Annotated in this window: 20 protein-coding genes; 7 read left to right on the top strand and 13 right to left on the bottom strand. The window is 69.7% G+C overall.

Translation table 11 applies throughout. The annotated features are described in order from the left end of the window. Positions 1-61 precede the first annotated feature (61 nt). The 5 genes from dxs to dut all read right to left on the bottom strand — a co-directional run bounded on the left by dxs (position 62) and on the right by dut (position 6,937). A complete protein-coding gene (gene dxs / locus MRBLWH7_RS04205) occupies positions 62-2,035 on the bottom strand; it encodes a 1-deoxy-D-xylulose-5-phosphate synthase (protein WP_341999453.1) in 1,974 nt (657 codons plus the stop codon). A gap of 97 nt (positions 2,036-2,132) precedes the next feature. Then, complete coding sequence (locus MRBLWH7_RS04200; RefSeq protein WP_341999450.1) at positions 2,133-4,967, bottom strand: aconitate hydratase; 2,835 nt, start codon at positions 4,965-4,967, stop codon at positions 2,133-2,135. A gap of 133 nt (positions 4,968-5,100) precedes the next feature. Then, positions 5,101-5,790 carry a DUF3159 domain-containing protein gene (locus MRBLWH7_RS04195; protein WP_342001907.1) on the bottom strand — a complete coding sequence of 230 codons (690 nt, stop codon included), beginning with the start codon at positions 5,788-5,790 and terminating at the stop codon, positions 5,101-5,103. A 98-nt stretch (positions 5,791-5,888) separates the two neighbouring features. Continuing rightward, a complete protein-coding gene (locus MRBLWH7_RS04190) occupies positions 5,889-6,488 on the bottom strand; it encodes a DUF3710 domain-containing protein (protein ID WP_220287761.1) in 600 nt (199 codons plus the stop codon). Continuing rightward, a complete protein-coding gene (gene dut, locus MRBLWH7_RS04185) occupies positions 6,485-6,937 on the bottom strand; it encodes a dUTP diphosphatase (protein WP_341999446.1) in 453 nt (150 codons plus the stop codon). The genes MRBLWH7_RS04190 and dut overlap by 4 nt, the downstream gene beginning before the upstream one ends. A 12-nt stretch (positions 6,938-6,949) precedes the next feature. Between dut and MRBLWH7_RS04180 the strand changes: the two genes are divergently transcribed. Continuing rightward, on the top strand, positions 6,950-7,453 hold the full coding sequence (locus MRBLWH7_RS04180) for a DUF3093 domain-containing protein (protein WP_341999444.1): 504 nt from the start codon (positions 6,950-6,952) through the stop codon (positions 7,451-7,453). Here the strand turns inward: MRBLWH7_RS04180 and MRBLWH7_RS04175 are convergent. Then, positions 7,428-7,721, bottom strand: a complete 294-nt coding sequence (locus tag MRBLWH7_RS04175; RefSeq protein WP_045302586.1) for a DUF4193 domain-containing protein — start codon at positions 7,719-7,721, stop codon at positions 7,428-7,430. The genes MRBLWH7_RS04180 and MRBLWH7_RS04175 overlap by 26 nt on opposite strands. Before the next feature lie 263 nt (positions 7,722-7,984). Between MRBLWH7_RS04175 and sepH the strand changes: the two genes are divergently transcribed. Then, the gene (sepH, locus tag MRBLWH7_RS04170; RefSeq protein WP_341999440.1) at positions 7,985-9,028 is read left to right on the top strand and encodes a septation protein SepH; all 1,044 of its coding nucleotides are present in this window, start codon (positions 7,985-7,987) and stop codon (positions 9,026-9,028) included. A gap of 3 nt (positions 9,029-9,031) precedes the next feature. On the opposite strand, the gene MRBLWH7_RS04165 is transcribed toward sepH, so the two are convergent. After that, positions 9,032-10,153, bottom strand: a complete 1,122-nt coding sequence (locus MRBLWH7_RS04165; RefSeq protein WP_341999439.1) for a nucleotide pyrophosphatase/phosphodiesterase family protein — start codon at positions 10,151-10,153, stop codon at positions 9,032-9,034. Positions 10,154-10,221: 68 nt separating this feature from the next. Between MRBLWH7_RS04165 and MRBLWH7_RS04160 the strand changes: the two genes are divergently transcribed. Beyond that, complete coding sequence (locus MRBLWH7_RS04160) at positions 10,222-12,681, top strand: DNA topoisomerase IV subunit A (protein WP_341999438.1); 2,460 nt, start codon at positions 10,222-10,224, stop codon at positions 12,679-12,681. A 54-nt stretch (positions 12,682-12,735) separates the two neighbouring features. Here the strand turns inward: MRBLWH7_RS04160 and MRBLWH7_RS04155 are convergent, their stop codons facing one another. Next, entirely contained in the window at positions 12,736-14,820 is a 2,085-nt protein-coding gene (locus MRBLWH7_RS04155; RefSeq protein ID WP_342001905.1) for a DNA topoisomerase IV subunit B, read from the bottom strand. A gap of 165 nt (positions 14,821-14,985) precedes the next feature. Between MRBLWH7_RS04155 and MRBLWH7_RS04150 the strand changes: the two genes are divergently transcribed. Then, positions 14,986-15,204, top strand: a complete 219-nt coding sequence (locus MRBLWH7_RS04150) for a hypothetical protein (protein ID WP_341999436.1) — start codon at positions 14,986-14,988, stop codon at positions 15,202-15,204. A 31-nt stretch (positions 15,205-15,235) separates the two neighbouring features. Here the strand turns inward: MRBLWH7_RS04150 and MRBLWH7_RS04145 are convergent, their stop codons facing one another. Further along, entirely contained in the window at positions 15,236-16,285 is a 1,050-nt protein-coding gene (locus MRBLWH7_RS04145; RefSeq protein WP_341999434.1) for an alanine racemase, read from the bottom strand. After that, entirely contained in the window at positions 16,282-17,007 is a 726-nt protein-coding gene (locus tag MRBLWH7_RS04140) for an alanine racemase C-terminal domain-containing protein (protein WP_341999432.1), read from the bottom strand. Before MRBLWH7_RS04140 ends, MRBLWH7_RS04145 begins: the two co-directional genes overlap by 4 nt. A 43-nt stretch (positions 17,008-17,050) precedes the next feature. On the opposite strand from MRBLWH7_RS04140, the gene MRBLWH7_RS04135 reads away from it, so the two are divergent. Then, complete coding sequence (locus tag MRBLWH7_RS04135) at positions 17,051-18,073, top strand: sugar-transfer associated ATP-grasp domain-containing protein (protein ID WP_341999430.1); 1,023 nt, start codon at positions 17,051-17,053, stop codon at positions 18,071-18,073. Between the two features lie 54 nt (positions 18,074-18,127). Here the strand turns inward: MRBLWH7_RS04135 and MRBLWH7_RS04130 are convergent, their stop codons facing one another. From MRBLWH7_RS04130 to MRBLWH7_RS04120, 3 genes are all read right to left on the bottom strand, one after another. Further along, on the bottom strand, positions 18,128-18,823 hold the full coding sequence (locus MRBLWH7_RS04130) for a coenzyme F420-0:L-glutamate ligase (protein WP_341999428.1): 696 nt from the start codon (positions 18,821-18,823) through the stop codon (positions 18,128-18,130). Continuing rightward, positions 18,820-20,169, bottom strand: a complete 1,350-nt coding sequence (locus MRBLWH7_RS04125) for an RNA polymerase sigma factor (RefSeq protein WP_341999426.1) — start codon at positions 20,167-20,169, stop codon at positions 18,820-18,822. The genes MRBLWH7_RS04130 and MRBLWH7_RS04125 overlap by 4 nt, the downstream gene beginning before the upstream one ends. A gap of 248 nt (positions 20,170-20,417) precedes the next feature. Continuing rightward, positions 20,418-21,338: a PAC2 family protein gene (locus MRBLWH7_RS04120; protein WP_341999424.1), complete on the bottom strand. Its 921-nt coding sequence runs from the start codon at positions 21,336-21,338 to the stop codon at positions 20,418-20,420. A gap of 85 nt (positions 21,339-21,423) precedes the next feature. Here MRBLWH7_RS04120 and MRBLWH7_RS04115 point away from each other — a divergent pair, with 85 nt between their 5' ends. Together MRBLWH7_RS04115 and lpdA are read left to right on the top strand one after the other, a co-directional pair. After that, positions 21,424-22,911 carry a leucyl aminopeptidase gene (locus tag MRBLWH7_RS04115; RefSeq protein ID WP_341999422.1) on the top strand — a complete coding sequence of 496 codons (1,488 nt, stop codon included), beginning with the start codon at positions 21,424-21,426 and terminating at the stop codon, positions 22,909-22,911. Continuing rightward, positions 22,908-24,281 (top strand): dihydrolipoyl dehydrogenase, encoded by a 1,374-nt coding sequence (gene lpdA, locus MRBLWH7_RS04110; RefSeq protein WP_341999420.1) that lies wholly within the window; start codon positions 22,908-22,910, stop codon positions 24,279-24,281. Before MRBLWH7_RS04115 ends, lpdA begins: the two co-directional genes overlap by 4 nt. Positions 24,282-24,314: the final 33 nt, after the last annotated feature.

Raw genomic sequence — 24,314 nt, 5'->3', positions numbered from 1 at the left:
CCGAAAGGGCGCATCCTCCTCGGAGGATGCGCCCTTTTCGACGTGGCTGCGCCGCGCGAGTCTAGCGGCGCTCCTCGCGCGACAGCGTCGAGTCCTCCCGCGACAGCGTCGGGATCACGGGGATCTCGCGGGTCTCCGCGCCGCGTGCGACGGGGATGCGGGTGCCGAGCACCTGCGCGACGACGTCCTGCGCGATCTTCGCCGGCGTGAGACCCGCGTCCTCCAAGATCTGCTCGCGGCTCGCGTGGTCGATGAACTCGTCGGGTACGCCCAGCTCGTCGACCGCAGTGTCGACGCCCGCCTCACGAAGTACCTGGCGCACGCGGGTGCCGATGCCGCCCACGCGGATGCCGTCCTCGATCGTGATCACGAGACGGTGGGATGCTGCGAGCTCGACGATCGACGGCTGCACAGGGACGACCCACCGCGGGTCGACGACCGTGGCGCCGATGCCCTGCGCGCGCAGGCGCTCGGCGACGTCTACCGCGATGTGCGCCATCGGGCCGATGCCGACCAGCAGCACGTCCTGTGCGTCGGAGCGCACCAGCACGTCCACGCCGTCTTCGAGGCGCTCCAGGGCTGCGAGCTCGGGGCTCACGCCGCCCTTCGGGAAGCGGATGACGGTGGGCGCGTCGTCGACGGCCACCGCCTCACGCAGCTCCTCGCGCAGTCGGACCTCGTCGCGGGGCACGGCGATGCGGATGTGCGGCACGATCTGCAGCATCGCGAGGTCCCAGATGCCGTGGTGGCTCGGGCCGTCGGGGCCGGTCACGCCGGCGCGATCGAGCACGAAGGTGACGCCCGCGCGATGGAGCGCGACATCCATCAGCACCTGATCGAACGCGCGGTTCATGAACGTCGCGTAGATCGCGACGACCGGGTGCAGGCCGCCGAACGCCAGGCCGGCCGCCGACGCGACGGCGTGCTGCTCGGCGATGCCGACGTCGTACACGCGGTCGGGGAACCGCTGCGCGAAGGGCAGCAGACCTGTGGGGCGCAGCATGGCCGCGGTCATCGCGATGACGTCGCCGCGCCGGTCGCCCACGTGCACGAGCTCGTCCGCGAAGACGTCGGTCCAGGCGGTGCCTGCGGCCGCGCCGAGGGACTCGCCGGTGATCGGGTCGATCTTGCCCACGGCGTGGAACTGGTCGGCCTCGTCTTCGAGGGCGGGTGCGTAGCCTCGGCCCTTCTCCGTGATCGCGTGGACGATGACGGGCGCACCGTACTCTTTGGCGAGTTCGAGCGTCTCGATGAGCGTCGGGAGGTCATGCCCGTCCACCGGCCCGAGGTATTTGATGTCGAGGTTCGAATACAGCGCCGCGTTGTTCGTGAACCGCGACAGGAAGCCGTGCGTGCCCCCACGGACGCCGCGATAGACGGCGCGGGCGGCGGGGCCGAGCTTGCGGAACAGCGTGTCGGAGCCGCGGTGCAGGTTGCGGTACGAATCTGCGGTGCGGACGCGGTTGAGGTAGCGCGCCATGCCGCCGATGGTCGGGGCGTACGAGCGCCCGTTGTCATTGACCACGATGACCAGGTTGCGGTCGTTGTCGTCGGAGATGTTGTTGAGCGCCTCCCACGTCATGCCGCCGGTGAGCGCGCCGTCGCCGACGACGGCGACGACGTGCCGGTCCTTGCGGCCGGTGCGGGTCAGGGCGCGCGAGACGCCGTCCGCCCAGCTCAGCGAGCTCGATGCGTGGGACGACTCGACGACGTCGTGCGGGCTCTCGGAGCGCTGCGGATAGCCGGCAAGGCCCTCGCGCGCGCGCAGCTTCGTGAAATCCTGACGTCCCGTGAGGAGCTTGTGGACGTAGGACTGGTGACCCGTGTCGAAGATCATCGGATCGTTGGGCGAGTCGAACACGCGATGGAGCGCGATCGTCAGTTCGACGACACCGAGGTTGGGGCCCAGGTGACCGCCCGTGCGTGCGACGTTCTCGACGAGGAAGCCGCGGATCTCTTCCGCGAGCTGCTCGAGCTGATCGAGGCTCAGTGCGTCGAGGTCGCGGGGTCCGGTGATGGACGACAGCAGCGACATCCCCGCTCCTTTCCGGCCCGGGAAGGGCTCTGCAAGTCTACCCGGGGCATGAAGGAGGACCGGATGCCGCAGCATCCGGTCCCCCGTGAATCAGCTGTCAGACCAGCGAGCGCAGCACGTACTGCAGGATGCCGCCGTTGCGGTAGTAGTCGGCCTCACCGGGCGTGTCGATGCGGACGACCGCGTCGAACTCGACGGTCTGCTTGCCCTCGGGCGAGAACTCGCTGGGCTCGGCCGTGACCTTGACGGTCTTCGGCGTCACGCCCTCGTTGAGCTGCTCGAGACCCGAGATCGAGACGATCTCGGTGCCGTCCAGACCCAGCGACTTCCAGCTCTCGCCGGCCGGGAACTGCAGCGGGACGACGCCCATGCCGATGAGGTTCGAGCGGTGGATGCGCTCGAAGCTCTCGGTGATGACCGCCTTCACACCCAGCAGGCTGGTGCCCTTGGCCGCCCAGTCGCGCGACGAGCCGGAGCCGTACTCCTTGCCGCCGAAGACGACGAGCGGAGTGCCCTGCGCCTGATAGTTCTGGCTCGCGTCGTAGATGTACGACTGCGGACCGCCCTCCTGCGTGAAGTCGCGCGTGAAGCCGCCCTCCACGATCTGGCCGTCGTTGACGGCGGCGACCAGCTCGTTCTTGAGGCGGATGTTGGCGAACGTGCCGCGGATCATGACCTCGTGGTTGCCACGGCGCGAGCCGTAGGAGTTGAAGTCCTTCTGCGCGACACCGTGCTCGGTGAGGTACTGAGCCGCGGGTGTGCCTGCCTTGATGTTGCCGGCGGGCGAGATGTGGTCGGTCGTGACCGAGTCGCCGAGGGTCGCCATGACACGCGCGTCGGAGATGTCCGAGACCGGGGTCAGGTCCATCTTCATGCCGTCGAAGTACGGCGCCTTGCGCACGTACGTCGAGTCCTGGTCCCACTCGAAGACCGGTCCGGTCGGCGTCGGCAGGTTCTTCCACCGCTCGTCGCCCTCGAACACCGTCGCGTACTGCGTGATGAACTGCTCACGCGAGATCGAGGTGTCGATGATCTGCTGGACCTCTTCCGGCGACGGCCAGATGTCCTTGAGGAACACGTCGTTGCCGTCGGTGTCCTTGCCGAGCGGGTCGGTCTCGAAGTCGAAGTTCATCGAGCCGGCCAGCGCGTACGCGACCACGAGGGGCGGCGAGGCGAGGTAGTTCATCTTCACGTCGGGGCTGATGCGGCCCTCGAAGTTGCGGTTGCCCGAGAGCACGGCGGTGACGGCGAGGTCGTTGTCGTTGATCGCGGCCGAGACCTCTTCGATGAGGGGTCCCGAGTTGCCGATGCAGATCGTGCAGCCGTAGCCGACCGTGAAGAAGTCGAGGCCCTCGAGCGCCTTGTCGAGGCCGGACTTCTCGTAGTAGTCCGTGACGACCTTCGAGCCCGGGCCCAGCGTCGTCTTGACCCAGGGCTTGCGCTTGAGGCCCTTGTCGACGGCCTTCTTGGCGAGCAGGCCCGCCGCGATCATGACCGACGGGTTGGACGTGTTCGTGCACGAGGTGATGGCCGCGAGGGTCACGGCGCCGTTGTCGAGGATGTATGCCTCGCCGTCGGGCGTGGTGACCTTCACGGGCTTGGACGCCGACGCGGGTGCGCCGCTGTTGATGTGCACCGGGCGCGTCGTGGGCTCCTCCTCGCCGGGAACGGCGCCCGGGTCGGAGGCCGGGAACGAGTGCTTCGACTCGAGGTCGACGATGTCATCGCTCGTGGAGGCCGTCGCGTAGTTCACGATGTCCTTCTCGAACTGCGACTTCGCCTCGGACAACAGGATGCGGTCCTGAGGACGCTTGGGGCCGGCGATCGAGGGGACGACCGTGCCGAGGTCCAGCTCCATGTACTCGCTGAAGACGAGCTCGCGGGCGGGATCGTGCCAGAGCGCCTGCTCCTTGGCGTACGCCTCGACGAGCGCGACGGCGTCCTCGTCGCGGCCGGTGAGGCGGAGGTAGTCGAGGGTCACGTCGTCGATCGGGAACATCGCCGCGGTCGAGCCGAACTCGGGGCTCATGTTGCCGATGGTGGCGCGGTTCGCGAGCGGCACCGAGGCGACACCCTCGCCGTAGAACTCCACGAACTTGCCCACGACGCCGTGCTTGCGCAGCATGTCGGTGATCGTGAGCACGACGTCGGTCGCCGTGACGCCGGCGGGGATCGAGCCGGTGAGCTTGAAGCCGACGACGCGCGGGATGAGCATCGAGACGGGCTGGCCGAGCATCGCGGCCTCGGCCTCGATGCCGCCGACGCCCCAGCCGAGCACGCCGAGGCCGTTGACCATCGTGGTGTGCGAGTCGGTGCCGACGCAGGTGTCGGGGTAGGCGCGCAGGACGCCGTTGACCTGGCGGTCGTAGATGACCTTGGCGAGGTGCTCGATGTTCACCTGGTGCACGATGCCGGTGCCCGGCGGCACGACCTTGAAGTCGTCGAACGCCGTCTGGCCCCAGCGGAGGAACTGGTACCGCTCGCCGTTGCGCTCGTACTCGATCTCGACGTTGCGCTCGAGGGCGTCTTCGCGGCCGAAGAGGTCGGCGATCACGGAGTGGTCGATCACCATCTCGGCGGGCGAGAGCGGATTGATCTTGCTGGGGTCGCCGCCCAGCGCGGTGACGGCCTCGCGCATCGTGGCGAGGTCGACGATGCAGGGTACGCCGGTGAAGTCCTGCATCACGACGCGCGCCGGCGTGAACTGGATCTCGGTGTCGGGCTCCGCGTCGGGGTTCCACGAGCCGAGGGCCTGGATCTGCTCCTTGGTGACGTTGGCGCCGTCCTCGGTGCGCAGAAGGTTCTCCAGCAGCACCTTGAGGCTGAACGGGAGCTTCTCGTAGCCCGCGACCGTGTCGATGCGGAAGATCTCGTAGTCGGTGCTGCCGACCGTCAGGGTGCTCTTCGCACCGAAGCTGTCAACCGTGGACACGTCTGTCTCCTTCGTCGGCGGCGGGATCGTGCCGGAGTCCGGCATCCCCATCTTCCCCCGCACCGGAGCCCTCGGCTAGTGAGGCCGACCTAACGGATCGGAGGAAATTTATCTTGATGTCGAGATAAATGTATCACTTCGGCGTGCGCGGATAGAGCGCGCGCACGGCAAGCCATGTGACCGCGACCAGTGGCGCGAACAGCGGCAGCCCCATGATCAGCTTCAGGGTGCCGAGCGCGGTGACGTCGCCGGCGAAGTACAGCGGCACCTGCACGATCAGGCGGAGTGCGAACAGCCCCGCCCAGGCGATCGACAGCCAGAAGAAGACGCGCCGCTTGCGCTTGTCGGCGCGCCACGCGGTGCCCTCGCCCATGAGGAAGCCCACCGCGAGACCGATGAGCGGCCACCCGATGAGTGCCGAGACGAGGAACGCGATGCCGTACAGCGTGTTGGTGAGGAAGCCGGGGATGAAGCTGTCCTCTCCCCTGCCGGTCCACAGTGACAGGCCCGCGGCCGCCGCGGCCGCGATCAGGCCGCCGATGGCGGCGCTCGCGGACTGCCGCTGGATGAGGCGAACGAGGGTGAAGACCGCCGCGAGGCCGACCGACAGCCCGAGGCTCAGCAGGAGGTTGCCGGAGCGCACATCCGGGTCGGGGTTGTAGGTCGCCGTCCATGCGACGAGGAACACGACGCCCGGAAGGACGGACTCGAGGATGCCGCGCCAGCCGCCCATGGCGGCCCACACGACATGCCCCGTGCTCTTGCCCTCGGCCGGGTCGAGCCCCGCGCGGCGCGCGGCGCCGCCCAATGCGGCACCGAGCATCTCGGACGCCGAGGGTGCAGCATCCGTTCCGTCCGTGTCGCCGGCAGGGGCGTGCGCGGCGGACTCCGCTGCCGCGTCGTCGGGGCGTGAGGTGTCGCTCACGCCGAGCCCGGCGTCGCCGGCATCTTCAGCGGGATGAGGTCGCGCGGCGGCATCGGCGAGCCGCCGCGGACGACCACGATCGACCGGAAGAGGTCTTCCACGGCAGCGGCGGCCTCCACGTCGGCCGTGGCCGCACCGCCGATCACGCCGCGCAGGAACCAGCGCGGCCCGTCGACGCCGACGAAGCGGGCCAGGCGCTTGCCGGCCGTGCCGTCGGGGCCGGCGATGACCGGCACCTCGGCGAGAAGCTCCGGACCGAGCGGTCCTTCGCGCTCCTCGACGCGGCCGCCCTGCTGGCGGATCTGCTGGCGGATCTGCTCGCGCGTCTCCTCCCACAGGCCCGCTGAACGCGGCGCGGCGAACGGCTGCACCTGAAGGGTCGATCCGGCGTAGTCCAGTCCGACGGCGACGATGCGCTTGGTCTGCTCCTCGACCTCGAGGCGCAGGTTCAGGCCCTCGCGCGGGAGGATCTTGATCCCGCCGAGATCGATGTACGGGCGGACGGGGTTGGCCTCCGACTCGTCGAACGGGCCGGTCGTGGCGCGGTCGTCGGGTGCGACCTTGCGCGGGCCGTCGACGGATGAGGGGTCGGTCATGCGAGGACTCCGTCCTTCTGATAGCCCGTGGAGCCGAAGCCGCCCTCGCCGCGCACGCTGTCGGGCAGGGTTTCCACGGGGATGAACACGGCGCGCGGGACGGGCATCACGATGAGCTGGGCGATGCGGTCGCCTACGGCGATCTCGTGCGTCTGTGTGGCGTCGGTGTTCAGCAGGATCACCTTGATCTCGCCGCGGTAGCCGGCGTCGATCGTTCCCGGTGCGTTCACGATCGTGATCCCGTGCTTGGCGGCCAGGCCGCTGCGCGGCACCACGAACGCGACGTAGCCCTCGGGCAGCGCGATCCGCACGCCGGTGCCGACGAGGACGCGCTCACCGGGTTCGAGGCGCACCGCCTCGGCGGCGACGAGGTCGGCTCCGGCGTCCCCGGGGTGCGCGTACACCGGAACGTCGGGGGCGATAATGGGGACGTCCACCGTTTCAGTCACCCAACGAGGGTAATGCAGAACTCAACGCCTCACGCCGGTGCCCGGACCGGCCGCGCCGACGTCTATCGCGAGCGGCTCGGCCCGTCACTGTGGATCCTGGTCGCGGCGGGGATGGCGGCGCCGATGGTGGCGCTCGTCGTCACGCCGATCGACACGACCGTCGCACTCCTCGTGGGCGCCGCCGTCGGCGTCCTGCTGATCGCGCTGCTGATCCTGGCGGCACCCGTGGTCGAGGTCCGGGACGGCGAACTGCGAGCGGGACGCGCGCACATCGGCGTGGAGTTCCTCGGCGCCGGAGAAGTGCATGCCGGGGAGGACGCGCGCCATGCGCGCGGTGCGGGACTGGACCCGCGGTCGTGGCATCTCATCCGGGGCGGGATCGACGGAGTCGTCGTGTTCCCTGTGACGGATGCCGATGATCCGACGACCGCGTGGGTGATCTCCTCGCGGACGCCGGACCGACTGGCCGCCGCAGTGCGGCGGGCTCAGATCACGCGGCGCACTCAGTACAGATAGGGCCGTCGGCGGTCTCGTGATCGAGCTGCGAGCGGTGCTTCACGAGGAAGCAGTTCGAACAGGTGAACTCGTCCTCCTGGGCGGGCAGAACGACGACGTCGAGCTCGAGGTCCGACAGGTCGGCACCGGGCAGCTCGAAGCCCGACGGGTTGTCGGCGTCCTCCACATCGACCGAGCCCGAGAGCTTGTCGGGAACGCGCTCCTTGAGCGCCTCGATCGACTCGCTGTCGTCCTCGGTCTTGCGGGGGGCGTCGTAATCGGTGGCCATGCGTGAAGATCTCAACTTCCGGGTATTCGCGGTTGCGCTCGCCCTTGCGGGCGGCGATAGTTTGCACGACCATTTCCCTTTTCGCAAATGCGATCGGGCGCCATCCTGACCGTGCGTTCGCGTGAAACTCGCGGCACGCGCGGGATATTCCCGGCCCTCGTGGTGCGCTATGACACGATGGGGCGGACAGGCGGGCTCTGAAGCCGTGAAGTCCGCCGGACCAGCGCAGCCAAGAGCCGGCACGAGAAGCAGGGAGCGTCCGCATGGAACAGCTCAAGGTCATCGGAACCGAGGACGACAAGCTCATCCTGGCGACGGAGTCCGGCGAGAGATTCACGCTCGACGTGGACGACGTGCTGCGCGGGGAGCTGCGCAAGGCGCGCCGCGAGCGCGAGGCCGATGTGCAGACCCCGCGTCCGAGCCCCCGCGAGATCCAGGCACACATCCGCTCCGGTCTGTCCGCGCGCGAGGTGGCAGAGCTGCTCGGCGCCCGCGTGGAGGACATCGTGCGCTTCGAGGGCCCCGTGCTCGCCGAGCGCGAGCACATCGTCGGCCAGGCGCTGGCCGTTCCCGTGCTCCTCGGCGGTGACTTCGAGGGCGACGGGCAGACGACATTCGGCTCGGCGGTGCGCGCCAAGCTCGCCGAGGCGGGCGCGATCGGCGAACGCTGGACCAGCTGGAAGGAACCGACCGGCTGGACCGTCAAGCTGGAGTTCACCTCGAACGACATCGGCCATGACGCCCGCTGGGGATTCGACCCGCGCCGCAGCACGCTGTCGCCGCTGAACACCGACGCCATCCAGCTCTCGCGTCAGGGTTCGCTCCCCGAGGGGCTCATCCCCCGGCTTCGGGCCCTCGACACCGTGGCCGCGAAGGACGACTCCCGCTTCGACAGCGGGGCGTTCGGTCCGCGCCGCCTTCCCGACGCCGACATCGAGTCACCCGACATCCCTGGCCCGGCCGCTCCCGCCGTCCAGGAGGCCGCCATCAAGCGCGCGAGCGAGCCCGCCGTGGCGACCTCCGCCGAGACCGCCGACCTGCTCGAGGCACTGCGACGTCGTCGCGGTCAGCGTGAGCCCCTCCCGGGTGCCGAAGAGGTCGCGTCGGCTCCCCGCTCGCCCGCGCCGGTTGCGCTCTTCGACGCGCTGGAGCCCGGATACGACGAGTCGTCGTCCGATGAGGAACCGCCGGCGTCCGACTATCAGGCGCCGACGCCGGCTGCTGTCGCCGAGGCCGGTCGTCGCAAGGGACGCACGTCGATGCCGTCGTGGGACGAGATCGTGTTCGGCGCCCGCTCCGACGACTGAACCTCAGTCTCCGGCGAACGCGCCGAGCCGGATGAGCGGCACGATGCGCTCCTCATCGGTCAGCGAGCCATGCTGCCCGATCATCTTCTGCGGGGCCTTGTCGGCGAGCCGGTCGTCGTAGTAAGCGACGCCCGCGCGCGCGGCGACGATCACGTCGCCGATCCGCGCAGCGACCTCCGGGTCGACCGGGCCCACCAGCCCTGACGCTTCGAGTTCGGCGCGTGAGAAGACCCACGAACGGGATGCCTCGGCCTCCCGCCACCTCGCCAGCACCGCGTCTGCCGCACCCGGCTCCGCGTACAGGTGGAGCATCCGAGGTTCTCCGCCGATGAGGCGGACGCCGTCGAGCAGGTCGTCCCCCTCCTCCAGAAGGAGATGGCGATGCCGCGGCACGTCGACCATGCCGTGGTCCGACGTCACCACGACGCCGGTGCCGCGGTCGAGGGATGCCGAGAGCGTGCGGGCCGCCGCATCCACCCGCTCCAGCCCTGCGACCCATTCATCGGACTCCCAGCCGCGCTTGTGACCGATCGCGTCGAGATCGGGCGCATAAAGATAGATGAGGGACCCCGGATGCTGCGCCGCGAGGTCGGCGGCGAGGCTCACACGCTCGTCGAGGTCGTCGGCGCCGTGGAATTCGGCGTCGCCGAGTGTGGCCGCGGTGAAGCCGGTGCCCGCGTACTCGTTGCGCGACACGGCGAGGAACGGCCTGCCGAGCGTGGCAGACAGCGGGGCTGCCCGCTGGAACTCCAAGGGCAGGCCTTCGGTGTCCCAGCCGCGCAGCAGATTCACCACGTCATCGGTGCCGGGTACGCGCGCCCGATAGCCGACGATGCCATGCTCCCCCGGCAGTGTGCCCGTCAGCAGGCTGGTCAGTGCAGCGGCCGTCGTCGACGGGAAGACCGAGCGCGCGACATCCTTCTTCGAGCGAGCCTCGCTGAGGAAGCGCGCGTGCCCGGCGCGGGCCGAGAGGTTGGAGACGCCGAGCCCGTCGAGCACCCAGACGATCGCGCTCCGCGCCGGCGCGAACCACTCCGAGCCGCCGTCCAGCGCTGCCGACATCTCGGTCACGACACGGGTGAGGCTCCGGGCGCGCGGCGGGTCCACGGGTAGGCTGAGGGTCATCGGGGCCAGTCTCGCACACGCGGCCGCGCCCCCTCGCTCCCCGCCGTCACCCGAGGCTTCATCGACACATGCCCGCTTCCCGCACCGATTCCTCCCCCGCCGACCACGGACGCATCGAGGACGTCGACGTCTCTTCGGAGATGCAGACGTCGTTCCTCGAGTATGCGTACTCGGTCATCTACTCGCGCGCGCTCCCCGACGCGCGCGACGGGCTCAAGCCGGTGCAGCGTCGCATCCTCTTCCAGATGGCCGACATGGGCCTTCGTCCGGACCGCGGCCACGTGAAGAGCGCCCGTGTGGTCGGCGAGGTGATGGGAAAGCTGCACCCGCACGGCGACGCCCCCATCTACGACGCGCTCGTGCGTCTCGCACAGCCCTTCTCGCTGCGTGTGCCCCTGGTCGACGGGCACGGAAACTTCGGCTCGCTCGACGACGGTCCCGCCGCACCCCGGTACACCGAGGCCCGTCTCGCCCCGCCGGCGCTGGCGCTCACCGAGAACCTCGACGAGGACGTCGTCGACTTCATCCCGAACTACGACGGCCAGTTCCAGCAGCCCGAGGTGCTGCCGGCGGCGTTCCCCAACCTCCTCGTCAACGGCACCACCGGCATCGCGGTCGGCATGGCGACCAACATGGCGCCGCACAACCTGATCGAGGTCGTGGGAGCCGCGACGCACCTGCTCGAGAACCCCGAGGCGACGGTCGACGAACTGATGGAGTTCGTGCCCGGTCCCGACCTTCCCGGCGGCGGCATCATCGTCGGCCTGGACGGCATCAAGGATGCGTACACGAACGGCCGCGGCAGCTTCCGCACGCGGGCGAAGGTGTCGATCGAATCCCTCGGCCCGCGCCGCACCGGCCTCGTCGTGACCGAGCTGCCGTACCTCGTCGGTCCCGAGCGCGTGATCGAGAAGATCAAGGACGCCGTCAACGCCAAGAAGCTGCAGGGCATCGCGGACGTCAACGACCTGACCGACCGCCACCACGGCCTGCGCCTGGTGATCGGCATCAAGACGGGATTCGACCCGCAGGCGGTGCTCGACCACCTCTACCGCCTGACGCCGCTCGAGGACTCGTTCAGCATCAACAACGTCGCCCTCGTCGAGGGACAGCCGCAGACGCTCGGACTTCGTGATCTCCTGCGCGTCTACCTCGACCACCGCATCAGCGTGGTCACTCGCCGCAGCCGCTACCGTCTGGAGCGTCGCAAGGAACGCCTCCACCTCGTCGAGGGCCTGCTCATCGCGATCCTCGACATCGACGAGGTCATCCAGGTCATCCGTACATCCGACGACGGCGAGCAGGCGCGCACGCGCCTGATGAGCGTGTTCGACCTGTCGGAGGCGCAGTCCGAGTACATCCTCGAGCTGCGGCTGCGTCGCCTCACGAAGTTCTCGCGCATCGAGCTCGAGGCCGAGCGCGACAACCTCAAGAAGGAGATCGCCCAGCTCGAGGAGCTGCTCGGCAGCGACGTGCTCCTGCGCGCGCAGGTGGCGCACGAATTGGATGCCGCCGCCGAGGCGTTCGGCACCCCGCGGCGCACGCTGCTGCTCAACGGCGGCCCTGTCCAGCCGCGCTCGCGGGCGGCTGCGGCGGCCGCCGACCTGCAGATCGCCGATGCTCCGTGCCGCGTCTTCCTCTCCGCCACCGGCCGCATGGTGCGTGCCGAGCTCGTGGCCGACGCACCCGCCGGTGGCATCGTCGCGCCATCGCGACGCTCCAAGCACGACGCGATCCGCTCGGCGGTGGACGCCACCACGCGCGGCGACATCGGCGCGGTGACGAACCTCGGCCGCCTGGTGCGCTTCTCCCCCGTCGACCTGCCGTCCGTGCCGGGAAATTCCGTGCAGCTGGCGGCCGGGACTCGCGGCGACCAGTACCTCGGGCTGAGTGGCGGCGAGCACATCGTCGCACTCGTGCCGCTCGCAGACGCCCCGCCGATCGCCATCGGCACGGCGCAGGGCATCGTCAAGCGCGTGGCCGCCAGCGAGATCGCGAACAAGCACGACGTCGAGATCATCGCCCTGAAGGACGGCGACCGGGTCGTCGGTGCCGCCCCCGCCTCGGACGGCGCCGAGCTGGTGTTCGTGGCCAGCGACGCGCAACTGCTGCGCTTCGACGCGTCATCTGTGCGCCCGCAGGGCCGGTCCGCAGGCGGCATGGCCGGCATCCGCCTCACCGACGGCGCACAGGTCATCGCGTTCGACGTCGTCGGGCCTTCCGAGTTCGACGCCGTCGTGGTGACGATCGCCGGCTCCACGACGGCGCTCGCGGGCACCGACGCCGGCAGCGCGAAGGTGTCGCTGTTCAGCGAGTTCCCGGCGAAGGGCCGCGCGACCGGCGGTGTGCGCGCTCAGCGGTTCCTCCGTGGCGAAGACGCGCTCACGCTCGCGTGGGTCGGAACCGATCCGCGCGCCATCGGGCCGGACGGCGCGACCCGCGCGCTGCCGGAGTCCGGCGCGAAGCGCGACGCGTCGGGCACCGCACTCGACGGCGTCATCGGCGCCATCGGCACCGGCATCCGCTGAGTCCCTGCCGGTTCCGCCTGACTGTCGTGGTGGGGCGAACCGGGAGGCAGGCCGTCACGCGTCGATGCGCTCGCGCACCAGACGGTCGCTGGAGTCGATGATGAACTCCTTGCGCGGCGCCACGTCGTTGCCCATCAGCAGTTCGAAGACGGATGCCGCGGCCTCGGCATCCTGCATCCGCACACGTCGGAGCGTGCGGCCGCCCCGGTCCATGGTCGTCGTGGCCAGCTGGTCCGCGTCCATCTCACCGAGGCCCTTGTAGCGCTGAACCGGCTCCTGCCAGCGCTTGCCGGCCTTTGTGAGCTTGGTGAGGAGTCCATGCAGCTCGGCCTCGGAGTACGTGTAGATCGTCTCGTTCGGCTTGGACCCGGGGTTCATCACGACGACGCGGTGCAGCGGCGGGACCGCGGCGTAGACGCGACCCTCGTCGATGAGCGGCCGCATGTACCGGAAGAACAGCGTCAGCAGCAGCGTGCGGATGTGGGCGCCGTCGACATCGGCGTCGCTCATCAGGATGATCTTCCCGTAACGCGCGGTGTCGAGGTCGAACGAGCGGCCCGAGCCGGCTCCGATCACCTGGATGATCGCGGCGCACTCGGCGTTAGAGAGCATGTCGCTGATCGACGCCTTCTGGACGTTGAGGATCTTGCCGCGGATCGGCAGCAGCGCCTGGAACTCGCTGTTGCGCGCGAGCTTGGCGGTGCCGAGCGCCGAGTCGCCCTCGACGATGAACAGCTCGGACTCGGCGACGTCGTTCGACCGGCAGTCTGCGAGCTTGGCGGGCAGCGACGAGGACTCGAGCGCGTTCTTGCGGCGCTGCGTCTCTTTGTGCGTGCGCGCAGAGATGCGCGCCTTCATCTCGGAGACGACCTTGTCGAGCAGCAGCGAGGTCTGCGCCTTGTCGTCGCGCTTCGGCGACGTGAACCGCGCGGTGAGCTCGCGGGTGACGACGTTCGACACGATCTGGCGGACCGCGGGCGTGCCGAGGACCTCCTTGGTCTGGCCCTCGAACTGCGGCTCGGGGAGGCGCACGGTCAGCACGGCCGTGAGCCCGGCGAGGATGTCGTCCTTCTCGAGCTTGTCGTTTCCGACCTTGAGCCTGCGCGCGTTCTGTGCGACCTGGTCGCGCAGCACCTTCATGAGGCCCTGCTCGAACCCCTGCTGGTGCGTCCCGCCCTTGGGCGTGGCGATGATGTTGACGAACGAGCGCGACACCGTCTCATACCCGGTGCCCCACCTGACGGCGATGTCGACGTGGCACTCGCGCTCGACCTCGGTCGGGACCATCGCGCCCGAGGGCTGCAGCACCGGGACAGTCTCGGTGAACTTCCCCTCGCCGCTGAGCCGCCATGTGTCGGTGACGCCGGAGTCGGGCGCGAGGAAGTCGGCGAACTCCGAGATGCCGCCGTCGAACCGGTAGCTCGTCTCGACCGGCTCGCCCGACTCGGTGCCCGGGCGCTCGTCGCGGATGACGATCTCGAGTCCGGGGACCAGGAACGCGGTCTGGCGGGCGCGCTGCTCGAGCTCCTGCAGATTGAACGCGGCATCCTTCGTGAAGATCTGCCTGTCGGCCCAGTAGCGGATGCGGGTGCCGGTGACGCCTTTCGCGGCGCGGCCCGAGACGCGCAGCTCGCTGCGCTCCTCGAACGGGGTGAAAGCCGAGTCGGGACTGCCGTTCGAGAAGACCCCGGGCTCGCCCCGGTGGAACGACATCGCCCACGTCTTGCCGCCGCGGTCGACCTCGACGTCGAGGCGTTCCGAGAGCGCGTTGACGACGGATGCCCCGACACCGTGCAGACCGCCTGACGCGGCGTAAGAGCCACCGCCGAACTTGCCGCCGGCGTGGAGCTTCGTGAAGACGACCTCGACGCCCGAGAGCCCCGTGCGCGGCTCGATGTCGACGGGGATGCCCCGGGCGCGGTCGCGCACCTCGACGCTGCCGTCGGCGTGGAGGACGATGTCGATGCGTGAGCCGTGCCCTGCGAGGGCCTCGTCGACGGAGTTGTCGATGATCTCCCACAGGCAGTGCATGAGGCCGCGGGAGTCCGTCGAGCCGATGTACATGCCGGGGCGCTTGCGGACCGCTTCGAGCCCTTCGAGCACCTGAAGATGATGGGCGGAGTACTCGGCGGTCACAATCTCCCATCGTAATCGGGGCGCCAGACAGCCCGGCGCAGACACGCTTCAGGGGCGAGCAGCGTACGCGCTCAGCGAAATGTTGTCGATTCGCGGCATTCTCGAAACATCGGCGTGGTTGTATTTCATGACCGCGAGAGAGTTCTACGAATACGAGGAGGCACCGACATGACCACGCTATCGACACCCACTGAGCCCGGCGCCGTCCTCGAGCACCGCCTCACCGCCATGGATCGTTGCGACTCCTGCGGCGCACAGGCGTACATCGCGGCCGAGGTCAACGGCAGCGAACTCCTCTTCTGCGCCCACCACGGCCGCAAGTACGAAGAGAAGCTCCGCGCCATCGCGACCTCGTGGCACGACGAGACCGCTCGCCTCGCCGAGTAGGAACCGCCCCGGCAGACTCGCACCCGTCGCTTCAGCGGCGGGTGTATCTGCGTTCCACGAGCGGTGACACGCGCAGCGCGATCTCCTCACCGATGGTGCCGATGAGCTCCGCGAGATCCGTCGCGCTCACTTCGCCCGAAGCACCCGGACCGTAGATGGTGACGGCATCCCCCACGGCGGCTCCCCGCCACGCGGCGACGAGAGAATCCGAGTCCCCCACGGCGATGAGCTGCCGGCTCCCGGCGGGCGTTCCGACCGCCGCGCGAGTGCGCAGCGTCGACGGAAGCCCGTGGAGGAATCCGAGGTCGACCCTGACGGACTCTCCGGCCACCTCGATCACGTCGGTCTCGAGCGTTCCGATCGGCGTGAGGCCGAGGTCGTCGGCGGAGGGGCCTCCGGCCGAGCGGATGCCGTAACAGAACGCCCCCACACGAACCATGTCGTAGCGGAACTCCGGGCGCGCGAACGAGGCAGCGCTGGCGGCCAGATGACGCATCGCCGGGCGGAGGCCTGCGGCCGCTGCCTCGTCGAGCGCCCACTCGTAGACAAGGCGGGCGTCGTCGTCCTCGGCGTCCGACGCCTCCGCGATGTGGCTCCAGACGCCGACGACATCGATGACGCCTTCCGTCTGGAGCGCAGCCGCGCGCGACACGAACCCGGGCCACTGCTCCGGCCGCACGCCGTTGCGGTGCAGGCCGGTGTCGATCTTGAGGTGCGCGCGCACCGTCGCGCCGGCGTCCCGCGCGGCGTCCGCGAGCTCCTCCAGCAGATCGGCGTCGCCGATGCCGAGGTCGATCCGCTGGGCGACGGCGGCGTCGAGGTCCTCGCGTGAGGCAGCGATCCAGGCGAAGATCCGGGCGTCATCGCCGACGGCATCGCGCACCGCACACCCCGTCCGCACGTCGAAGGCGCCGAACCAGGTCACCCCGATGGCGGAGGCGGCCCGCACGACGGGCGCCAGGCCGTGGCCGTAGGCGTCGTCCTTGACCACGAGCATCAGCTCGGCGGGAGACACCGTGTCGCGCACGCGCGCGACGTTCGCGACGAGGGCATCGAGGTCGACGGAGAGGCGGGCGGTCACGGTGCCTCCACCCTGGTGGCGCGAAGTCCGACCGTCGTGATCAGCTCGCCGGCGGTCAGCTCCGTGGCGCGCACCCAGTCGGCGAGCGACGGCTCTCCCAGCGCCGGGTCGCCGAGAAACAGGACCTCGGCGCCGCGCGGGATCGCGGCATCCGTGATCTCCACCACGCACACGTCCATCGCGACGCGCCCGACGATGGCGTGCCGTTCCCCCGCGATCATCACGTGAACCGCGCCGCCGAGCCCGCGCACGATGCCCTGTGCGTAGCCCCCGGTGACCAGCGCGACCCGGGTGTCGGCCGGCGCGCGGTACGCGTAGCCGTACGACACGCCTTCACCGGCCCGGAGGTCCTTCACCGAGAGCACGGTGCCCGTGAGCCGCAGGGCGGGCACACCGGTCGACCCGGCATCGGGCAGTCCGAAGAGTGCCGCGGCTGACAGCGCGCCGGTCCGTCCGGCCGACGGCGCCGCGTCGCCCGCGGTCACGACGGCATGGCGGTCCCGCGGCTCGAGGCCCACGGTGGCCAGCACGCTGCGCACGAGCTCCGCACCGTGGCCCCAGGCATCCGCTTCCAGGATCGACGGGTCGTACGAACGGACGCCGCGCTCCCGCGCGGGCTGGGCGTTCGCCGTCAGGGCGGTCCGCGAGACGCGTGCAACCGGTGCGCTGCGAGGGTCCGATCCCGGCACGGTGTGGTCGTGCCCAGGGATCGCGGAACTCACGCCCCTAGACTATCGGGGTCCCCGAACCGAACCCGGAGCACGCATGTCTTCTCAGGGCCTCGCCCTCTCGAACCGCCTTCGCTACCTCGCCTGGCGCGTCCGTCGCATCGATGTCGGCTCCGTGCTGGAGCGCGCGAAAGAGACCGCGCACACGCACGGCAAGTGGACCCCCGCGGTCGTGGTCGACATGCTGTGGTCGGCGGGTTTCAAGCAGGTCGGCTTCCAGGACTACGTCGACTACGACTTCGCGATCCTGAACCGGGCGGAGCGGGCGACCTACATGACGCATCCGGTCTCGAACGAGCTGTCGCAGAAGTACGACGACCCCGCCCACCGGGGCCGGTTCCAGGACAAGGTCGAGTTCGACCGCACGTTCAGCGACTTCCTCCGTCGCGATTGGATGGTCGTCGAGGAAGGCAACGCCGACGCGGTGCGCACCTTCGCCCAGGAGCACGGCACGATCGTCACGAAGGAGCCGGTGGGCCAGGCGGGCACGGGTGTGCACCGCTACCACGCAGCCGACGTCTCGGACTGGGACGACTTCCACCGCGGGCTGCTGGCGCGCGGCGAGCTGCTCATCGAGGAGGTCATCCGCCAGCACGCCGACCTCGCGGCCGTGTGCCCCGGAACCGTGAACACCACGCGTGTCACCGCGTTCTTCGACGGCGAGAAGACCCACATCCTGGCGATGGCGCAGAAGTTCGGTCGCGGGGCGGTGAGCGACCAGATGACCTTCGGCGGCTTCTACACGATGCTCGACGAGAACGGCCATGCCGTCGGCCCCGGCTACGACTCGCATGGCCACGTGCACGAGAAGCACCCCGACAGCGGCTTCGTCATCGCCGACTTCCAGCTGCCCATGATCGACGAGGTCAAGGCGTTCGTCGACCGGGTCGCGCGCGTCGTGCCCCAGATCCAGTACGTCGGCTGGGACATCGTGGTCTCGCCGGACGGTCCGGTGCTGGTCGAGGGCAACTGGGGCGCCGGTGTCTACGAGAACAAGCCGAGCGTCACCGGCATCCGCACCGGCCACAAGCCCCGCTACCGCGAGGCGATCGGATTCTGAACGTGCCGAAGGCGCGGCATCCGTGAAGGATGCCGCGCCTTCGGCAGCGCCGGTTCAGATCGTCCGGACGATGCCGAGCGGCGTCGACTGGTGGCCCTGACCCAGCGGGTTGTCCCTGAGGATCGAGACGAGACGCTTCTCGTCCGCCTTGTCGAGCGTGGAGCCGAGGATGTTGCCGCCGAGGTCGTTGATGTCGACCACGGCCACCTCGGGCACCCCGCCGAGCAGCGCCTTGAGGTGGGTCGCGACCTCGCGCGGGCGCTCGGGTCCGAGCACGACGGCCTTGTTGTACGGGGGGATCGTTCCCGACGTCGGTCCGTCGATCGCGCGGGCCTTGTCGCCGGCGATGCGATAGAAGTCGCCCTTGCGGCCGAACAGCTTGGTAACGGCGGAGACGGCTGCCGCGAAGAGGATGCGGAGCGTGCCGCACTCTCGCAGCGCCATCTCCATCGTCTCGGGCATGCCGAGTCCGATGCCGTAGGGCGTGCGCGTGACGTACTTCGAGAGGAAGAGCGCCAACTTGCGCGGCTTGATGTCCTCGACAAGGTACGAGCGCCCCTGCGTGATCGCGACGATCTTCTCCGTCACGAACAGCAGGTCGCCCTCGCGCACCACATCTGCCGCGTACTCGCGGACGAAGGCGTCGAGGTCGTCGCCCGGCATCACGACCCGCGTGCGGATCGGGATGCGCGCGAACGACGAGCCTTCGACCTGTACGGTGAGCGCCTTGCCGGCGTTCGCCTCACTCACTCGAGGTAGTCCCGCAGCGACTGCGAACGCGACGGGTGCCGCAGCTTCGCCATCGTCTTCGACTCGATCTGGCGGATGCGCTCGCGCGTGACCCCGAACGTGTCGCCGATCTGGTCGAGCGTCTTCGGCTGGCCGTCGCCCAGGCCGAAGCGCATGCGGATCACGCCGGCCTCGCGCTCCGAGAGCGAGTCGAGGAGCGATTCGAGCTGGCGCTGCAGCATCGTGAAGCCCACCGCGTCGGCCGGGACAACGGCCTCGGTGTCCTCGATGAGGTCACCGAACTCGCTGTCGCCGTCCTCACCGAGCGGCGTGTGCAGCGAGATCGGCTCACGGCCGTACTTCTGCACCTCGATGACCTTCTCGGGCGTCATGTCGAGCTCGCGGCTGAGCTCCTCGGGCGTGGGTTCGCGACCGAGGTCCTGCAGCATCTGGCGCTGGACGCGCGCGAGCTTGTTGATGACCTCGACCATGTGCACCGGGATACGGATGGTGCGGGCCTGGTCGGCCATGGCGCGGGTGATGGCCTGACGGATCCACCACGTCGCGTAGGTCGAGAACTTGAAGCCCTTGGTGTAGTCGAACTTCTCGACCGCGCGGATGAGACCGAGGTTGCCCTCCTGGATGAGGTCCAGGAACTGCATGCCGCGGCCGGTGTAGCGCTTGGCGAGCGAGACGACGAGGCGCAGGTTGGCGCCGAGCAGGTGGCTCTTCGCGCGCTGGCCGTCGCGGGCGACCCACTGCAGGTCCAGACCGAGCTGCGAGGTCTTCTCCGCGGCCGACATGTGCGACAGCTTCTCTTCGGCGAACAGACCCGCCTCGATGCGCATTGCGAGCTCGACCTCTTCGGCCGCGTTCAGGAGCGGCACCTTGCCGATCTGCTTGAGGTAGTCCTTGACGGGGTCGGCCGTCGCGCCGGTGATCTGAGTCGAGTAGACAGGGACGTCGTCCTCGTCGCTGGACGAGATGACGATCGCGCCGGTGGGGAGAGGCTCGGTGAACGCCGGCTTGGTGCTCTCCTCCTCTTCCTCCTCGTCCTCGGAAGCGTTGGCGTCGTCGCCGGCCGCGGCGGTCTGGGCAGCCTTGGCCGGCTCGCCGGCCTCCACTGCGTCGTCGCCGTCCGCGTCGTCGCCCTCGTCCTCGAGTTCGACGTCCTCGTCGAGCTCCTCGACGTCGTCCTCGAACTCGTCGTCCGACTTCTTCGCGCGCTTGGACGCGGTCTTCGGTGCGGCCTTGGTCTTGGCGGCGCCCTTGGCCGCGGGAGCCTTCTTGGCGGCCGCGGTCTTCGTCTCGTCCGTCTCGGTGTCCTTCGCGGCCGAGCGAGCCTTGGTGTTCGTGCCTGGAGTCACGTTTCGCCTTTCACCGGTCGAAGCGCCCTGCGCCTCTCCGGTCGGTTTCGGACACTAGTAAGACCCTTGTCAAGTCCACATCTTCAAAGGGATGCCCCACGAAGAAGGTTGACAACGGGTCAGAGCGTCTAGTATCTCATACTTGCCGTGCGCCGCCAGCATCGCCCCGCCGGGACCGGCGCACCTCCATCTCTCGTGTCAACACCCCGCGCGGGCGTCGAATTCCTCCGACGCGCGGGCCGGCGCGATCAGGAGCCGCGCTTGTCGTCCTCCGCGGGTCGCGATGCCAGGAACCGCTCGAGTTCGGCGGCCAGCTCGTCGGCGCTGGGCAGGTCGCCGGTGTGGATCATCGGGGTCGCGAGAGTGGATCCGGCCATGTAGGCGTCGTAGCGCTCCTCGAGGCCCTGCACCATGCGCGCGAGCTCGTCGCTGCCCTCGATCTGCTCTGTGACCTTCTCGAGATACTCGCGGTTCTCCTCGCGCAGCTCGTCGCCCGCGAAGACGAGCCCCGTCGCGACGGTGAGGCTGTCGAGAGCCGCCAGAGCGGCGGCGGGGTACTCGGTGTCGCCGAGATAGTGCGGGATCAGCAGCACGAAGCCCGCGACGCGCACGCCCGCGGCGGCGAGCCGGTACTCGAGCAGGTGGCCCGCCGTCGCCGGGACCTGCGTGTGGGGCTGCCACACCGAGTGCGCCTCGGTCAGCTCCGACCGGGTGCCGCTCACCGTCGTGCCGATCGGGCGCGTGTGAGGCACCGGCATCGGGATCGCATGCACCCACGTCACCGTCGACACGCCGTACAGTTCGGTGAATTCCAGGATCGCCTCGGTGAAGGCATCCCAGGCGAAGTCCGGCTCGTATCCCGCCAGCAGCAGGAATGGCTGCCCGAGGGCGTCGTGGGCGAACGACAGCTCCAGGCGGGACGGGCGGTAGTCCGTGAGGTGATCTTTCTCGAACGACACGATCGGGCGGCGTGCGCGGTAGTCCAGCAGCGTGTCGTTGGAGAACACGGCGAGGGGCGTCGGCGAGAGCTCGTCGCGGAAGTAGTCGATCACTCGGCTCACGGCACTGCCGGCATCGGTGAACCCGGTGAGGGCGATCACCAGCGGCAGCCCGCGCGGCACGGGCGGCGCTGAAGCCGCACGCTCGAACAGCGGGCCGGGAAAAGGCATGCACCCATGCTACGAGTCGTCCGCGGAGCTCGGGTCGTGACGGTCGCGCTCAGAGCGAACAGTCGTCGTCCCTAGGATGGAGACCATGTCGTTCCCCGACCTCGAGTACCGCACTGCATCCGTCCGAGAGTCCGACGCCGACCTTCTCCTCCTCGCGCTCCCCCCGCTCGACGCCGACGGAGGCCCCGATCTCTCGGACTGGCCGGGCCTGGCCGAGGCGCTGTCGGGAGTGGGCTTCACCGGCGCCGTGGGTGCCTGGGTGCGGGTCCACGTGCCCGATGCGACGACGGTTCCGCTGGCCGTCGTGGGGACCGGTTCGGCTCCGGATGCCGCGGCCCTGCGCGATGCGGTCGGCGCGGCGGTCCGCGCCATCACCGGGTTCGCGACGGTCGCCGTCGCCGCACCCTTCGCCGATCCGTCGCTGTGGACGGCGGCCGCGGAGGGCGCCGCGCTCGGCGGCTACCGCTTCGAGGGGTACAAGACCGAAGCGCCGAAGCCTCGTGCGGAGCGCGTGGTCGTGCACGGCACCGCAGAGCCGGACGACGCCGCGCTGAGGCTGATCGTCGAGACCGCAGCATCCGTCGCCCTCGTGAAGGACCTCGTGAACACCCCGGCGGAATGGCTCGGGCCTGCGGATGTCGCCGCGCGTGCGACCGAGTCCGTCGCGGACCTGCCGGTCACGGTCGAGGTCCTCGACGAGGGGGCGCTCCGCGAGCAGGGCTTCGGCGGGATCCTCGGCGTAGGACAGGGCTCGGATCGCCCGCCGCGCCTCATCCGCCTCGAGTACGCGCCCGAGGGCGCCGCCAGGCACGTGGCGCTGGTGGGCAAGGGCATCACGTTCGACACCGGCGGCCTGTCGCTGAAACCGGCCGCGTCGATGGTCGGGATGAAGTACGACATGGCGGGCGCCGCCACGGTGCTCGGTGTGCTGCGAGCCGCGGCATCCGTCGGCGCTCCCGTCAAGGTGACGGCGTGGCTCTGCGTCGCCGACAACATGCCGTCGGGCCGCGCCACGCGACCCGGCGACGTGCTGCGCCTCCTGGACGGCACGACCGTCGAGGTGCTCAACACCGACGCCGAGGGCCGCCTGGTGCTCGCCGACGGACTGGTCGCGGCCAGCCGGGAGAAGCCCGACGTGATCGTCGATGTCGCAACGCTCACCGGTGCGATCCTCATCGCCCTCGGCACGCGCCACACCGGCGTGATGGGCGACGACGACGCCGTGGCGACCTACCTCGCCGCGGCTGCCGAGGCCGACGAGCCCGCATGGCAGCTGCCCCTCCCCGCCCACATGGTCGAGGAGCTCGACTCCCCCATCGCCGACCTGCAGAACGCCAAGATCGGCGACCCTGCCGGCGGCTCTCTCTTCGCAGGACTGTTCCTGCGCCACTTCGTCGGCCGCACCGCCGACGAGACGGATGCGCCTCGAATCCCCTGGGTGCATCTCGACATCGCCGGCAGCGGGACCCACAAGGGCGCGCCGTACGGCTTCACCGACAAGGGACCGACTGCCGCCACCGTGCGCAGCCTGATCCGCTTCGTCCTGGCAGACCTCGATGAGGAGGCACGATGACCGACCACTCCTTCGATCTCGTCATTCTCGGCGGTGGAAGCGGCGGCTACGCGGCCGCGCTCCGCGCCGCGGAACTCGGCAAGACCGTGGCCCTTGTCGAGAAGGGCAAGGTGGGAGGCACCTGCCTGCACCGCGGGTGCATCCCGACGAAGGCGCTGCTGCACGCGGCCGAGGTGGCCGACACGGCACGGGATGCTGCGGCCATCGGCATCCGCGCGACCTTCGAGGGCATCGACCCGGCGGGCGTCCGCGCCTACCGCGAAGGCATCGTCGCGAAGAAGTACAAGGGACTCGAGGGCATGGTCAAGGCCCGCGGCATCACCGTCGTGAACGGCGAGGGGCGCCTGGAGGCAGGTCCCGCCGTCCGCGTCGGCGACGACCTCTATCGCGGCACCGACGTCGTGCTGGCGACGGGCTCGTACAGCCGGACGCTGCCCGGGCTCGAGATCGGCGGTCGCATCCTCACCAGCGAGCACGCCCTCGAGCTCGACGAGATCCCCGGCAGCGTCGTCATCCTGGGCGGCGGGGTCATCGGCGTCGAGTTCGCGAGCGTCTGGCGCTCGTTCGGCGCCGAGGTCACCATCGTCGAGGCGCTCGACCACCTCGTGCCCAACGAAGACGTCGCGCTCAGCAAGGGCCTCGAGCGCGCGTTCCGGCGTCGCGGCATCCCGTACTCCCTCGGCGTGCGGTTCCAGAGCGCGTCGCAGACCGCGGACGCGGTGACCGTGACGCTCGAGGACGGCAAGACGTTCACGGCGGACTACCTGCTCGTCGCCGTCGGGCGCGGGCCGGCGACCGCGGGCCTCGGCTACGAGGAGGCCGGTGTGACGATCGATCGCGGCTTCGTCATCACCGACGAGCGGCTGCGCACCGGGGTCGACCACGTGTGGGCGGTGGGTGACATCGTCCCCGGCCTCCAACTCGCCCACCGCGGGTTCCAGCAGGGCATCTTCGTCGCCGAGGAGATCGCGGGTCTGTCTCCCGTCGTGATCCCCGACGCCCACATCCCCAAGGTCACGTACAGCCACCCGGAGGTCGCGTCCGTGGGCCTCACCGAGGCGCAGGCCGCCGACGCGCACGGTGCGGACGGCATCGTCTCCTACGAGTACAACCTCGCGGGCAACGGCAAGAGCGAGATCCTCGGCACGAGCGGCATCGTCAAGGTCGTGCGCGTCAAGGACGGCCCGGTTCTCGGCGTCCACCTGATCGGCGACCGCGTCGGCGAGCTCATCACCGAAGGACAGCTCGTCGTCGGCTGGGAAGCCCACCCCGAAGACATCGCGCCGTTCGTCCACGCGCACCCGACCCAGTCCGAAGCGCTCGGCGAGGCGTTCCTCGCTCTGGCGGGCAAGCCGCTGCACGCGCTGTGACCCTCCGGGGCGCGCCCCATCACTAAGCTAGAT

Source organism: Microbacterium sp. LWH7-1.2 (assembly GCF_038397755.1).
Taxonomy (GTDB): Bacteria; Actinomycetota; Actinomycetes; order Actinomycetales; family Microbacteriaceae; genus Microbacterium.
The sequence above is the reverse complement of the archived record's forward strand: the minus strand, read 5'-3'. Positions and strand labels throughout refer to the sequence as shown.

Coding starts and splice junctions, on each gene's coding strand:
- MRBLWH7_RS04175 (WP_045302586.1), bottom strand. CDS start 7,721: ATGGCCACCGATTACGACGCCCCCCGCAAGACCGAGGACGACAGCGAG.
- sepH (WP_341999440.1), top strand. CDS start 7,985: ATGGAACAGCTCAAGGTCATCGGAACCGAGGACGACAAGCTCATCCTG.
- MRBLWH7_RS04115 (WP_341999422.1), top strand. CDS start 21,424: ATGTCGTTCCCCGACCTCGAGTACCGCACTGCATCCGTCCGAGAGTCC.
- MRBLWH7_RS04150 (WP_341999436.1), top strand. CDS start 14,986: ATGACCACGCTATCGACACCCACTGAGCCCGGCGCCGTCCTCGAGCAC.
- MRBLWH7_RS04195 (WP_342001907.1), bottom strand. CDS start 5,790: ATGCTCGGTGCCGCATTGGGCGGCGCCGCGCGCCGCGCGGGGCTCGAC.
- MRBLWH7_RS04180 (WP_341999444.1), top strand. CDS start 6,950: ATGCAGAACTCAACGCCTCACGCCGGTGCCCGGACCGGCCGCGCCGAC.
- MRBLWH7_RS04135 (WP_341999430.1), top strand. CDS start 17,051: ATGTCTTCTCAGGGCCTCGCCCTCTCGAACCGCCTTCGCTACCTCGCC.
- MRBLWH7_RS04165 (WP_341999439.1), bottom strand. CDS start 10,153: ATGACCCTCAGCCTACCCGTGGACCCGCCGCGCGCCCGGAGCCTCACC.
- MRBLWH7_RS04190 (WP_220287761.1), bottom strand. CDS start 6,488: ATGACCGACCCCTCATCCGTCGACGGCCCGCGCAAGGTCGCACCCGAC.
- MRBLWH7_RS04160 (WP_341999438.1), top strand. CDS start 10,222: ATGCCCGCTTCCCGCACCGATTCCTCCCCCGCCGACCACGGACGCATC.
- MRBLWH7_RS04120 (WP_341999424.1), bottom strand. CDS start 21,338: ATGCCTTTTCCCGGCCCGCTGTTCGAGCGTGCGGCTTCAGCGCCGCCC.
- dxs (WP_341999453.1), bottom strand. CDS start 2,035: ATGTCGCTGCTGTCGTCCATCACCGGACCCCGCGACCTCGACGCACTG.
- lpdA (WP_341999420.1), top strand. CDS start 22,908: ATGACCGACCACTCCTTCGATCTCGTCATTCTCGGCGGTGGAAGCGGC.